Annotated in this window: 12 protein-coding genes; 9 read left to right on the top strand and 3 right to left on the bottom strand. The window is 70.5% G+C overall.

From position 1 onward, the window contains the following. Positions 1-9 precede the first annotated feature (9 nt). From boxB to AB0J87_RS39570, 7 genes are all read left to right on the top strand, one after another. Positions 10-1,419: a benzoyl-CoA 2,3-epoxidase subunit BoxB gene (boxB, locus tag AB0J87_RS39600; protein WP_363974434.1), complete on the top strand. Its 1,410-nt coding sequence runs from the start codon at positions 10-12 to the stop codon at positions 1,417-1,419. 71 nt (positions 1,420-1,490) lie between these two features. Beyond that, complete coding sequence (locus AB0J87_RS39595; protein WP_350727830.1) at positions 1,491-2,456, top strand: adenylate/guanylate cyclase domain-containing protein; 966 nt, start codon at positions 1,491-1,493, stop codon at positions 2,454-2,456. A 304-nt stretch (positions 2,457-2,760) separates the two neighbouring features. Then, positions 2,761-3,240, top strand: a complete 480-nt coding sequence (locus tag AB0J87_RS39590) for a SigE family RNA polymerase sigma factor (RefSeq protein WP_355195879.1) — start codon at positions 2,761-2,763, stop codon at positions 3,238-3,240. Then, on the top strand, positions 3,237-4,271 hold the full coding sequence (locus AB0J87_RS39585) for a hypothetical protein (RefSeq protein WP_363974430.1): 1,035 nt from the start codon (positions 3,237-3,239) through the stop codon (positions 4,269-4,271). Before AB0J87_RS39590 ends, AB0J87_RS39585 begins: the two co-directional genes overlap by 4 nt. A 5-nt stretch (positions 4,272-4,276) precedes the next feature. Further along, entirely contained in the window at positions 4,277-5,035 is a 759-nt protein-coding gene (locus AB0J87_RS39580) for an aminotransferase class IV (protein WP_363974427.1), read from the top strand. 56 nt (positions 5,036-5,091) lie between these two features. Continuing rightward, on the top strand, positions 5,092-6,609 hold the full coding sequence (locus AB0J87_RS39575) for an acyl-CoA synthetase (protein ID WP_363974424.1): 1,518 nt from the start codon (positions 5,092-5,094) through the stop codon (positions 6,607-6,609). Positions 6,610-6,712: 103 nt separating this feature from the next. Beyond that, positions 6,713-7,366 (top strand): class I SAM-dependent methyltransferase, encoded by a 654-nt coding sequence (locus AB0J87_RS39570; protein ID WP_363974421.1) that lies wholly within the window; start codon positions 6,713-6,715, stop codon positions 7,364-7,366. Here the strand turns inward: AB0J87_RS39570 and AB0J87_RS39565 are convergent. Then, entirely contained in the window at positions 7,363-8,928 is a 1,566-nt protein-coding gene (locus AB0J87_RS39565) for a benzoate-CoA ligase family protein (protein WP_363974418.1), read from the bottom strand. The genes AB0J87_RS39570 and AB0J87_RS39565 overlap by 4 nt on opposite strands. Positions 8,929-9,058: 130 nt before the next feature. Here AB0J87_RS39565 and AB0J87_RS39560 point away from each other — a divergent pair, with 130 nt between their 5' ends. Both AB0J87_RS39560 and AB0J87_RS39555 read left to right on the top strand, forming a co-directional pair. Continuing rightward, positions 9,059-9,496: a zinc-binding dehydrogenase gene (locus tag AB0J87_RS39560; protein WP_363974415.1), complete on the top strand. Its 438-nt coding sequence runs from the start codon at positions 9,059-9,061 to the stop codon at positions 9,494-9,496. A gap of 281 nt (positions 9,497-9,777) precedes the next feature. Then, positions 9,778-10,005, top strand: coding sequence for a hypothetical protein (locus AB0J87_RS39555; protein WP_363974412.1), 228 nt, complete (start codon positions 9,778-9,780; stop codon positions 10,003-10,005). A 137-nt stretch (positions 10,006-10,142) separates the two neighbouring features. Here the strand turns inward: AB0J87_RS39555 and AB0J87_RS39550 are convergent, their stop codons facing one another. Next, entirely contained in the window at positions 10,143-11,315 is a 1,173-nt protein-coding gene (locus tag AB0J87_RS39550) for a hypothetical protein (protein ID WP_363974410.1), read from the bottom strand. Between the two features lie 562 nt (positions 11,316-11,877). Next, on the bottom strand, positions 11,878-12,630 hold the full coding sequence (locus tag AB0J87_RS39545) for a FadR/GntR family transcriptional regulator (protein WP_363974407.1): 753 nt from the start codon (positions 12,628-12,630) through the stop codon (positions 11,878-11,880). Positions 12,631-12,706: the final 76 nt, after the last annotated feature.

Below are 12,706 nucleotides of genomic sequence, written 5' to 3'. Positions count from 1 at the left end.
AGGTCCGGGATGTCCATCGACTACTCCGAGCGCATACCCAACAACGTCGACCTCGCGGAGGACCGCCGGCTGCGGCGGGCGCTGGAGTCGTGGCAGCCGCGCTTCCTGCAGTGGTGGTCGGAGATGGGCCCCGCGCTGCCCACCCAGGACGTCTATCTCCGTACGGCCGTCGCGGTCGGCCGCGAGGGGTGGGCGCATTTCGATCACGTGGCGCTGCCGGACTACCGCTGGGGCATCTTCCTCGCCGAACGCGACACCGACCGGCGCATCGCGTTCGGGCAGAACAAGGGGCGGCCCGTCTGGCAGCAGGTGCCCGGCGAGCACCGGGCGGACCTGCAGCGGCTCATCGTCATCCAGGGCGACACCGAGCCGGCCAGCGTCGAGCAGCAGCGGCGGCTCGGCCTCACCGCCCCTTCCCTCTACGACCTGCGCAACCTCTTCCAGGTGAACGTGGAGGAGGGGCGGCACCTGTGGGCCATGGTCTACCTGCTGCACGCCTATTTCGGCCGGTCCGGGCGGGAGGAGGCCGAAGCGCTCCTGCTGCGCAACTCGGGCAGCGAGGACTCTCCGCGCATCCTGGGCGCCTTCAACGAGGAGACGCCGGACTGGCTGTCGTTCTACATGTTCACGTACTTCACCGACCGGGACGGGAAATACCAGCTCGGCACGCTGAAGGAGTCGGCGTTCGACCCGCTGAGCCGTACCTGTGAGTTCATGCTCAAGGAGGAGGCCCACCACATGTTCGTGGGGACCACGGGCGTGGACCGCGTGGTGGAGCGTACGGCGCAGTTGATGCGCGAACACGACACCGACGACATCTGGGAGTACGGCGGCATCCCGCTCGACGTCCTCCAGAAGTACATCAACTTCCACTACAGCGTCAGCCTCGACCTCTTCGGCGGCGAGACCTCCACCAACGTGGCCAACTACTTCACCGCCGGGCTCAAGGGGCGGTGGCAGGAGGAGCGGCGCAAGGACGACCACCTGCTCACCGAGGCGGTCGCCGTCGTGCAGCGGGTCGAGGCGGGGCGGCTGGCCGACGTCGAGCTGCCCGCGCTCACCGCGCTCAACGCCGACCTGCGCGGCGAGTACGCCGCCGACTGCGCCACCGGTGTCAACCGGTGGAACCGGATCCTCACCGACCGCGGTCTCGACGCCGTCCTCTACCTGCCGCACCTGGGGTTCAACCGGCGGGTGGGCATGTTCGGCGGGCATCACATCTCGCCGCACGGGCGCCTTCTGGATGAGCCGGCCTGGGAGGCGTCCCGCGACCGGTGGCTGCCGACGGCCGAGGACAAGACGCGCGTCCAGGCGCTGATGCGCCCCGTCTACGAGCCGGGGAAGATCGCGGCCTGGGTGGCGCCGCCCCGCAACGGCATCAACGGCCGTCCGTTCGACTACGAGTACGTCCACCTGTGACGGGCCACTCGGGAGCGGATCTTGCGGGGAGTGGAGGCGTGACCTGGCCCACAGGGTGTTATCTTGCCTGCGTGGCGGGCGTGGATGGGGAGGACGGGCTGACGGAGGCCTTTCTGCGCGAGCCGCGGCGCTATACCAGCCACCAGGTGGCCTACATGGCAGGGGTGCCGGTCTATCGCGCGCGGCGTTACTGGCGTGCTCTGGGGTTCGCGAACGTGGCCGACGACGCGGTCGAGTTCACCGACTCCGACGTGGAGGCGCTCAGGACGATGCTCGAGCTGGTCAGCTCGGGCGTCTACGACGAGGAGCACATGCTGCTGGTCGCGCGATCGATCGGCAGCGCGACGACCCGGCTGGCCGAGTCGCAGGCCGAGCTGGGCGTCGAGGCGCTCGACCAGGCCGGCGTGCCGCTGGCCGAACGCCCGCGGGCCTGGCGCCGGCGGGCCGAGCGAGTGGTGCCCGACCTGGCGCGCCTGCTGGTCTACGGCTGGCAGCGCCAGCTCGCCGCCGCCGCGGGGCGCATCGCCGAGCAGGACATGAGCGCCGTACGCCTGGCCGTCGGCTTCGCCGACCTGGTCGCGTTCACCCGGCTGAGCAGGCAGATCACGGGGAGCGAGCTGTCCAGGCTGATCGACAGGTTCGAGGGGCGCTCGGCCGACATCGTGACCTCCACCGGTGGGCGGGTGGTCAAGACGCTGGGCGACTCGGTGCTGTTCGTGGCCGACCAGTCGCACGTCGTGGCCGAGATCGCGCTGCGGCTGGTGGAGACGCACGCGAAGATCAAGGACATGCCGGAGCTGCGGGTGGGGCTGGCGGCGGGGCCGGTGATCTGGCGCATGGGGGACGTCTTCGGCACCACGGTCAACCTCGCCAGCCGGCTCACGGCGCTGTCGCTGCCGGGGACGATCCTGGCGGATCCGCAGTTCGCCGAGGAGCTGGAGGGGGACCGGGCGTTCCGGCTGCGGCCGGTCAACCGGCTGTCGGTCCGCGGGCTCGGCGAACTGGCCCCGTTCACGGTCACCCGCGCCGGCTCCTGACCCACCACCCCGGATCGCGCCACTTCCGCTGAACCGCTGCGCACGGCACAGAGCCGGCACAGAGTCGGCACAGAGCCGGCACAGAGCCGGCACAGAGCCGGCACAGAGCCGGCACAGAGCCGGCACAGAGCCGGCACAGAGCCGGCGCGGCGGAGCGCCGAGGCGCTGGGGCGTTCCGGACGGTGGCCGGGGCCGGGCGGTGGGATCGGGTGAGTGCTCCCCGGCCGTTGCCGGGGGCGGGCAACCTGGGGTTGCGGTCGATGCGTCACTACCGGCGACAGGCTCTCACGAGAGGCAAATCAAGTTGGCGGATAGGGCGATATTTCAGGACTTCGTGGTGGCGAGGTCGGATCGGCTGTTACGCACGGCGTACCTGCTGACCCACGACTGGGCCACCGCGGAGGACCTGCTGCAGGAGGCGCTGGCCAAGGCGTGGTTCGCCTGGCCGGGCATCGACGAGCCCGAGGCGTACGTGCGCCGCGTCCTGGTGACCACGTACACCTCCTGGTGGCGCCGCAGGTGGCGCAGGGAGCTGCCCAGCGGGGACCTGCCGGAGGCGCCCGCGTACGACGACGCGGGCAGGGGCGACGAGCTGTGGCAGGCGGTCGGGCGGCTGCCCGCCAGGCAGCGCGCGGTGATCGTGCTGCGCTTCTACGAGGACCTGCCGGTGGCCGAGGTGGCCGCGATCCTGGGCTGCCAGGAGGGCACGGTCAAGAGCCAGACCGCCAAGGCGCTGGCCAAGCTGCGAGTGGACGAGTCGATCGTGAAGGAGCTGCACCGATGACCGTGCAAGACCTGCTTGACGTCCTGCGCGAGCGGGCCGAGGCTCCCTCGCCGGGCAACCCGAACCGGCACGAGCAGGTCAGCTCCCGCATCCGCAGGACCCGCCTGCGCAGGCGGGCGACGGCGGGCGCGGCGGCGGTGGCGGCCGTGGCGGCGAGTGCCGTAGTGGGGGTCTCCTTGTTCCCCGGTACGGTGACGGCACCGGGGCCCGGCACGACCGCCACGGCAAGGACCGAACAGGACAAGCCCGCCGGACTGCCCGAGGAGTTCACCGCAGGCGACGGCACCGCGTACCGCCGCCTGGCCGTCGGCACGATCGGGAAGGAAGGCGCGAAGAAGGTCTCGCTCACGGTGCCGGTCTCCGGCAAGCCGCTGGACGTGGCCATGACGTGCGACGGCGACACCGGCGCCGACTCGCCCGTCGTCGTCGTGAACGACAGGGCCGACACCGGCTCCCAGGCCGTGCCGTGCGGGAAGTCGATGCAACTGCGCCCGCTGTCCGTGGTCCGGCGCGGTGCGACGGAGGCCACGGTCACGTTCGACACGACCGTCGTGGCCCGGGGCTGCGTCCAGTTCAAGAAGGACGGGCCGTGCGTGACTCCCAAGCCGAAGGAGGCCACCTGGCACGTGGCCGTCTACGAGTGGACGCCGCCTGCCCGGCCCGTCGAGCCCGAGCCGGTCAGGGACTTCCCTGACCGGCTGGCGGGGTGGAAGCTGGCCCGTTCGGCGACGGGCATGTGGGATCGGAATCGGTCCTTCACCCTCGTGGTCACGAGCCCGGGCGGCAAGATCAGCGTCGACCAGCTCTGCACGGGTGAGCTGGCCACGCGGATGTGGTTCAAATACCGGGTCGACGCCGAGGAATCCATGGCCACGAGCTGCGCCGTCTGGAAATCAGGCCCGTACCCCATGGCCCTGCAAGAATTTTTCGTCCCCAAAGGCAAGAAGGTGACGATCACCGGAAAGATCGGCTTCTGGGGGGAGTACACCAACCGCCCGGTGCGATGGTCGGTGGGCGTGTACGTAAAGTAGATCGCGTGACGGAACGGGCAGCCTTCGAGGGCAGGCTGGTGGACGCCGACGCGCGCCTCATGTGGCAGGCGCGCTACGGCCACTTCACCTCCATGCAGGTCAGGGATCGCCGGGTGCGAGGGCTCGACCTGCACGTCGCCCGGCTGGAAGCGGCCAACGCCGAGCTGTTCGGGGTCCCGGTCGACCGCGCCGCCGTGCTCGCCTCCGTCGCGGCGGTGCTCGGCGACGACGTGCGGGACGCGAGCGTACGCGTGTCCGTGGTGGAGTTCGCCGACGGCCCGCGCGTCATCGCCGTCGCCGCCCCGCCCCACGAGCCGCCCACCGGCCCGGTGAGCGTCAAGTCGGTCGTCGGCCAGCGCTACCTGCCGCACATCAAGCAGGCGTCCGGCATGATGCAGGCCCACATCGGGCGGCAGGCCGAGCGCGAGGGCTTCGACGAGGCGCTGCTCACCGCCGAGGACGGCCTGATCAGCGAGGGCTCGATCACCAACGTGGGCGGCTTCGCCGGTGGGCGCCTGGTCTGGCCGGACGCGCCGATGCTGCGCGGGATCACGATGCAGCTGCTGGAGCGGATGGACGTCCCGCAGGAGCGACGGCCGTTGAAGGTCGCCGACCTGCAGGGCCTCGACCAGGTCTTCCTCTGCAACTCCTGGGGCGTCTGGCCGGTCGGCGCGGTGGACGGCATCCCGCTGCCCCAGGACGACACGCTGATGGCGAGCATTCTCGAGCATTACGACCGTATTGCGTGGGATCCACTGGACTGACCCCTTTGTCAGGTACGATCGCCGATCATCGTTCTGCGATCGCAAGGGAAGTCCGCATGACGACTCGCCGGCACGCCATTGGTGATCTCCTCCGTCGCTCCGCCGCCCGCCACCCGGCCAAGACCGCCGTCGTCTACGGCGACCTGCGGCAGAGCTACGCCGACCTCGACCTGGCGGTGAACCGCACGGCCAACGCCCTGGCCGCGCGCGGCGTCGGCAAGGGCGACCGGTTCGCCGTCTTCAGCCACAACAACCACGCGTTCGTGGTGGCGTACTTCGCGCTGGCGCGGCTGGGCGCGATCTCCGTGCCGATCAACTTCATGCTGGGCACGGCGGAGGTCGCGTACATCCTGGAGCATTCCGGCGCGACCGGGATCCTCGTGGAGGAGGCGCTGCTGCCGGTGGCCGCGGCGGCGGCCGGGCCGCAGGTACGGGTGCGCGGCGTGATCGGTGCGGCCGACGGCTGGGAGCCGTTCAAGGAGTGGTCGGCCTTCGACGACGCGTCGGAGCCGCAGGTGGAGATCGCCGACGACGACCCGATCCAGCTCATGTACACCAGCGGCACCGAGTCGCGGCCCAAGGGCGCCACGCTGTCCAGCCGCAGCCTGATCGCCCAGTACGTCACCTGCGTCGTGGACGGCGAGATGAGCCACCACGACGTCGAGATCCACGCCCTCCCGCTCTACCACTGCGCCCAGCTGCACTGCTTCCTGACGCCCGGCGTCTACCTCGGCGCCACCAACATCGTCCTGCCCGGCGCCACCCCGGCGTCGATCCTGGCCACCATCGAGGGCGAGCGCGCCACCAAGCTCTTCTGCCCGCCCACCGTCTGGATCGGCCTGCTGCGCCACCCCGACTTCGACCGCCGCGACCTGTCGTCCCTGCGCAAGGGCTACTACGGCGCCTCGATCATGCCCGTCGAGGTGCTGAAGGAGATCGCCGCCCGCCTGCCGGACGTCCGCCTGTTCAACTTCTACGGACAGACGGAGATGGCCCCGGTCGCCACCATCCTGGGCCCGGAGGAGCAGCTCACCCGCCTCGGCTCGGCCGGCAGGGCCGCCCTCAACGTCGAGACCAGGGTCGTCGACGACCAGGACAGGCCCGTGCCGCCCGGCGTGGTCGGCGAGATCGTCCACCGCAGCCCGCACGCCATGCTCGGCTACTGGAACGACCCGGACAAGACCGCCGAGGCGTTCAGGGGCGGCTGGTTCCACAGCGGCGACCTGGGGGTCATGGACGCCGACGGCTACCTGTCCGTGGTGGACAGGAAGAAGGACATGATCAAGTCGGGCGGCGAGAACGTCGCGAGCCGCGAGGTGGAGGAGGCCATCTACCAGCACCCGGAGGTGGCGGAGGCGGCCGTGTTCGGGGTGCCGGACGACACGTGGATCGAGGCGGTCACGGCCGCGGTGGTGCTGCGCGAAGGGGGCGGGGCGACGGAGCAGGAGCTGATCGCGTTCCTGCGGGAGCGGCTGGCGGCGTTCAAGACGCCCAAGCGGGTGGTGTTCGTGGACGCCCTGCCCAAGAACGCCTCCGGCAAGGTGCTCAAGCGGGAGCTGCGCGACGCGTTCTGATCGCGCGCTTGCGTCAGCTCGGCGATTAGCGGGCATTCACTCTCGGTGACGACCTCCCTTTCAGATCCTGGGGCGTTCCTCCGCCTCGACCGAGAGAGACCGCATGCCGAGTTTGCCGGAGATCATGCACCGTACGTTCTTCCGTACCCTGTCCCTGCTGTCTCCGGAGGGGCAGGCGGTGCTCCTGCGCTACGTCTTCGACTGGCTGCACCGCACCCCTGACCCGTGGAGCCTCGCCACGGACAGTTACGAGCAGGACAAGTACCGGACCACGCTCCAGCACCTGCCCGCCCGGCCGTACCGGCGGATCATCGACGTCGGATGCAGCGAGGGCGTGTTCACGCACGCCCTCGCGGTGACGTACCCGGACGCGGAGATCATCGGGGTGGACGTGTCGGAGCGGGCCCTGGCGCGGGCGCGCGAGCGGGTGCCGCAGGACGGGCGGGTGCGCTTCATCCGGGCGGACATCCTCACCCACCGCCCCGACCAGCGCTTCGACCTGGTGTTCTGCTCCGAGACCCTCTACTACCTGGGCCGCCACGAGCGGCTGCGGCGGGCGTCGGCGCAGCTCAGCGAGCTGCTGGTGCCCGACGGGGTGCTCGTGGCGGTCCACCCGTGGCCCGAGGCCGGCCGGCTGCACCACTACCTGGACTCGCACGCGGCGCTGTCACGGCTGACCGAGCAGGTCTACACGGCCACGTCGCGCCCGTTCGCCATCACCGTCTACGGGACGAAACCGGCGCCGCCGACCTCCTAGCCGCCGGTCTTGCCCAGGAGGTCGGCGGCGATCTGGCGGATCACCACGCGCTGGATCTTGCCGGTCGCCGTCTTCGGCAGCTCGTCCAGCACCAGGACCTCGCGCGGCCGCTTGAAGGAGGCCAGGCCCTCCCGGCAGAAGCCGATCAGCTCGCCGGCGTCCACCGTGCGGCCCGGGGCGGACACCACGCAGGCCACCGGCTTCTCCAGCCCGTCCTCGTCGATGTACGCCACGACGGCGCACTCGCCCACCGACTCGTGCTGGAGCAGCCGGGCCTCGACCTCCATCGGCGACACCCAGATGCCGCCCGCCTTGATCATGTCGTTGGAGCGGCCGAGGCACTGGTAGAAGCCGTCCTCGCCTCTGATGTAGGTGTCGCCGGTACGCAGCCACTCGCCCTGGAACACCTGCCGGGTGGTCGCCGTGCGGCACCAGTAGCCGGTGGCCACCGAGTCGCCCCGGACGTACAGGTGGCCCGGCTCCCCGTCCTTGACGGGCACGCCGGAGTCGTCGAGCAGCTTGGCCTCGTAGCCCGGCACGACGGTGCCCGAGCTGCCCGGGCGTACCCGGCCCGGGTGGTTGGAGATGAAGATGTGCAGCGCCTCCGTCGAACCCAGGCCGTCGATGATGTCCACCCCGAAGCGCTCGGTGAAGCGGCGGTGGATCTCGGCGGGCAGCGCCTCGCCTGCGGAGACGGCCAGCCGTACGGACTGGAAGGCGCCGGCGGGGATGTCGGCGGCGAGCAGCGCCGCGAAGAACGTCGGGCCCGCGAAGAACAGCGTCGGCCGCTCCTCGATCACCCTGGCGACCACGCCCGCGGGGGTGGGCCGCGCCGGGTCGAGGACCGCCGTGGCGCCCGCGGCCAGGGGGAAGAACATGGAGTTGCCGATGCCGTACGCGAAGAACAGCCGCGCGACCGAGAAGCACCGGTCGTCGGGGCGGATGCCGAGGACCTGCCGCCCGTACCCCTCGTAGACGTCCTGGACGGCGCCGTGCCGGTGCATGGCCGCCTTGGGGGCGCCGGTGGTGCCGGAGGTGTAGAGCCAGAGGGCGGGGGAGTCGCGCCAGGTGTCGTACGGGAGGCCCGCCGCCCTGCCCGACTCCAGGATGTCGGACCACAGGCACACCGGCGTTTCCTCCTCCGCCGGCGGCGGGTCGATGAGGACGAGCACCGCCACGTCGGGCGTGCTCCGCACGGCCTCGCGCACGGTCGGCGCGAACTCGGGGGTGGCCACGACGACCCTCGCCCGCGAGTCCCGGACCAGGGCGGCGAGCTCGGTGGGGTTGTACATGGTGGAGACCGGCACGGCGACCGCGCCCATGCGCATGACGGCCAGGACGGTGATCGCGGTCTCCGGGCGGTCGGACATGACGAGCAGGACCCGCTCCTCGGGGCGGACGCCCATCGTGCGTAAACCGGCCGCGAACCTGGCCACGTGGTCGGCCAGCTGCGCGTAGGTCAGCGTGCCCGCGGGGCCGGTGACGGCGATGCGATCGCCGTGGCCCGCTTCGACCTGGCGGTCCACGAGAAAGACGCTGGCGTTGAACGACTCGGACGACATGGGCGTCCCCATCCGCAGGCGCGTGTACGTAGAGAAATCTTCTACATAGGAGGGATGTGACGTCAATGACATGTAGTACGGGGAAACCGGTCGTCCGGGGTTGCGGTCCTTGGGAGGTCAATCTCCGCTGATGAGCTCGTCTATCGCGGTGCAGCTCGTGTGCGAGGCGGGAGCCCGAGTGATCGGCACCGGCAGGGCCGGCGACAGGGACACAGCACTCGACCTCGGCGCGGATGCCTTCTTGGACCTGCGGGCCGATCCCCTTGAAGATGCCGGTCAGGTCGACGTGGTGATCGGCGGTGACATCCTGGACCGCTCGGCCGCGCTGGTGCGCGCCGGTGGCACGCTCGTCTCGCCCCCCACGGTTCGGCCCCGTGACGGGCAGACGATCTTCTTCGTCGTCGAGCCCGATCGTGCCCGGCCGGCGGACCTGGCACGGCGGGTCCGGGACGGACGGCTCCGCCCGATCGCCGGGGCCGTGCGGACGCTCGCCGAGGTGCTCTCGGCGTTCGCGGCCGCCCAGCGCGCCCCCGGCAAGATGATCATCCGGGTGGCTGCAGCCGAATAGCCGGCCACGTGCGCGGCCGCCGGCTTCCGCGGAACCTCCAGGGTTGTCGGCGACGGGGTATCGGCTCGTGATCGCCACGCGGTTGAAGGCGTTCATTGCAGGCCGCGGGGGGTGCGGACGGTGAACGTGTCCAGCCACGGCCGGCCATGCTCGGTGCGGGCGGCGGCGAAGCGGGCGAAGCGGGCGATGCGGAGCCTTCTTCTTGCCGGTGGCCCCCAACCCCCGCCGGCACGGCCCTCGCGGTTGGCTAACCTGATCAATAGAGGGTGAGGAGGGGGCCGATGACTGTCTCGATGGCGGTAGCAGCCCTGATGCTGCTCACGGTTGCGGCGATCGCTGTCCGTTCGGCGTGGTCACTGCTGTTCCGCAAGGCTCCCGTGCCCAGGCGTCGGGCCCGGGGCCGCCACCTGCCGTACCACGGTCCGATGGACAACGCCGGTCAGTACCCCATGCCCGGCGCGGACGGTATCGGCTGCGACCCAGGGGGCTCGGGCAGCACCGGCGACTGAGACCGTGAAGCAGAAGGTGCAGGTCCAGGGGGTAGTGAGGCCACAGAGACCTCAGGGAGCCCAAGGCCTTAGTAGCAGGGTGGTCTGGGCGGGCCGCCGGCGTGGCGGCGCCGCCGGTGGCGATGGTCATGGCGTCTCTAGCCGTAGCAGGCGTCGTACAGGACGCCGCCGCGGCTGAGCAGGAAGACGTGCGTGTAGGTGATCTCGGGGGAGTCCTCGATGATGACGCCCACGCCGAGCTGCGGATCGAAGACGTCGCGGACGAGGTCGCCGACTCTGGACCAGGACCAGCGGCCTTCCGTGTTCGCCTGATCAGCCCACACGGCGGCGGTGGTGTCGCCCACCAGGGCGGCCGGGAAGAAGTCCCCGCCGGCGCGCGGCTGAACGAGGGCCGTCCCCAGGCCGAGGTTCACCTGCTCCTCGGGCGGGGCGCCGGCATCGAGCCAGCGTGGGCCGACGGCGTCGGTGACGTGGGCGTACAGCGGCTGCCCGTTGGCGGTGATGAAGGCGCAGACCTGTGGAGCCTTGTCATCGGCGTTCTGGATGGCCGTCACGCCGGCGGTGCCGCTGCTCGGAATCGGCGGCTTTGCGAGGTTGATCCATTGGGTCTCGCCCGTGTCGGAGACACACAGCCACAGGTTTCCGTCGCCACCGTTCATGTAGACGTGCAGGAGCCCGTGGCCGGTCGCTCGGTCGGTGACGGCCACCACGCCGATCTTCCCGCTGAGGCCGACGCCCTCGGGGTGGCGCAGGTTGGCCCACTGCCAGCGGTGCTGAGTGGCGTTCCACCAGCCGGCCCACAGATTGGTGTCCTGGCCGCGTACGACCACGAACGGCTGGGCGCTGGCGCCGGGGATCAGTGCGAGGGAGACCGCGCCGATGCCTTCTGTGATGGTCGTGCCAGGTGGCGTGCCCAGAGCCGTGGGGACCCACCTGGTGCCATCCCACCAGTACAGCTGCAGTTGCCTGTCAAGCAGGACGAAGATATAGGGGCGGGTGCCCCGGCTGTCGTCGTCGACGGCGACGACGCCCACCGGTTGGTCGGCCGCGCCTTTCACGTGGGTCCACTCCCACACGCCGGGACCGTGCGGTGCGACCATCCACAGGTGGTTGTCGGTGCCCTTGACGAAGGCGACCGGCGAGGGGATGGGGGCGAACGTGGAATTGAGCATTCTGATCGCGCCGAGCACTTCGGTGATCGCCCCGGATTGCGGCCGGCCGACCTTCTCCAGGTGCCACCGCCGCCGGATCGGCACGTCCTGGTGAATGTCCTGCGCCTGTGTGCTCTGCCGGCCATCGTTGGTTGTCATGGTCCGTCCCGTTCTGATGGATTCGATGCACGTACCATCGCTCGCCCGGATCGCCGAACTCTCACAAACCGATACACGCTCTATCGGCGCTGATCGAAGTGCTGTGGCGGGTGTGAAAACATGCGCCTGTTGACATGTCATGGGGCGCCCGGGCAGGCGTACCGCGACGACGTATGGTGGCAGCCGCCACGATGGACGGCCGCCGGCGCCGGACAACGTGGGTCACGCGGCTACTTGGGGATGACGGGGGTGAGGAACCGGCGGATGGCCGGAAGGCAAAGAGGTCACGCCTCTTCCATTGATGCGGATGACTTGAAGACCAAGGGTGAGGAAGCCAGGGCGGCCTTGGACGCTTTCGTGGCCGCGGCGGCCGACACGACAGCGAGCGCTGGGGACGCCTACAAGCGCTTGCCCACCTGAAGAGGGTGCACTTCCGGCGGCTCAGGTCTCGCGCAACGACCCTTCCACACGCTGCGAGCCTGGAGACGCTCGACCGGGATGTCGGGCCGTTCAGTGGCGATCGCGAGATCGCGCAACCGGACGACGGGGCGGCGGCGGGGGATCAGTCGAGGAGGGCGCCGAGGGCGGGGCGTTCGGGGGCGGGGATGTAGCCGGCGTAATAGTCGTACATCGCCTTTTTCGACAGCCGGGCGGCCAGCGGGCCGTCGCCGGCGCGCATGGCGGCCAGCACCTCCTCGTGGTGCCTGATGCTCTGCCGCATCAGCGCCTCCCGGTCGGGCGCGTCGGCGATCTTCTCCGAGATCAGCTTGAGCACGATCGAGCGGACCACGTCCGTGCAGATCTGGATGAGCTTGTTGCCGCTCGCCCGCGCCACCACGTCGTGGAAGGCCACGTCGGCCTCGCCGAACGTGTCCTGCCCCGTCTCCACGGCGGTCCGCATGTGCGCGACGGCCGACTCCATCTCGGCGAACTGCGCGTCGGTGCGCAGCCGGGCCGCCAGCAGGATCGCCGACGAGTCGAGCACCATCCTGAACTGCACCAGCTCGGCCAGCGACAGCTCCTCCACCCTGGCCAGCGTGGTCATCGACTTGTGCAGCGTGGCGGGCGAGAACGGCAGCACCTCCGCCCCGTTGGGGTCGCCGGGCCGTGACCGCACCAGGCCGCGCGCCTGCAGCACCCGCAGCGCCTCGCGCACGGTGGACCGGCTGACCGAGAACTGCACCATGAGCTCCCGCTCGCTCGGCAGCCGCTCGCCCGGCGAGAGGGAGCCGCTCTCGATGGCCTCCTCGACCTGCTCCACCACCCGCTCATAGGCGCGTACGGTACGCACCGGCTCGAACCTCGGACCACCCATGAAAGCCCCCTTGACCCGAGCCGTCGCCGACTGGCAATGTGCGTAGCCTACTGGTCCGACCAGTGCACTAGCCAGG

Origin of the sequence: Nonomuraea sp. NPDC049625 (assembly GCF_040675285.1) — a bacterium.
GTDB lineage: Bacteria > Actinomycetota > Actinomycetes > Streptosporangiales > Streptosporangiaceae > Nonomuraea > Nonomuraea angiospora_A.
This window is presented reverse-complemented; position numbering and strand designations above follow the sequence as displayed.

Excerpts from the sequence above, each read along its gene's own strand:
- AB0J87_RS39550 (WP_363974410.1), bottom strand. The coding sequence starts at position 11,315 with ATGACAACCAACGATGGCCGGCAGAGCACACAGGCGCAGGACATTCAC.
- AB0J87_RS39545 (WP_363974407.1), bottom strand. The coding sequence starts at position 12,630 with ATGGGTGGTCCGAGGTTCGAGCCGGTGCGTACCGTACGCGCCTATGAG.
- AB0J87_RS39585 (WP_363974430.1), top strand. The coding sequence starts at position 3,237 with ATGACCGTGCAAGACCTGCTTGACGTCCTGCGCGAGCGGGCCGAGGCT.
- AB0J87_RS39555 (WP_363974412.1), top strand. The coding sequence starts at position 9,778 with ATGACTGTCTCGATGGCGGTAGCAGCCCTGATGCTGCTCACGGTTGCG.
- AB0J87_RS39565 (WP_363974418.1), bottom strand. The coding sequence starts at position 8,928 with ATGTCGTCCGAGTCGTTCAACGCCAGCGTCTTTCTCGTGGACCGCCAG.
- AB0J87_RS39575 (WP_363974424.1), top strand. The coding sequence starts at position 5,092 with ATGACGACTCGCCGGCACGCCATTGGTGATCTCCTCCGTCGCTCCGCC.
- AB0J87_RS39560 (WP_363974415.1), top strand. The coding sequence starts at position 9,059 with ATGAGCTCGTCTATCGCGGTGCAGCTCGTGTGCGAGGCGGGAGCCCGA.
- boxB (WP_363974434.1), top strand. The coding sequence starts at position 10 with ATGTCCATCGACTACTCCGAGCGCATACCCAACAACGTCGACCTCGCG.
- AB0J87_RS39570 (WP_363974421.1), top strand. The coding sequence starts at position 6,713 with ATGCCGAGTTTGCCGGAGATCATGCACCGTACGTTCTTCCGTACCCTG.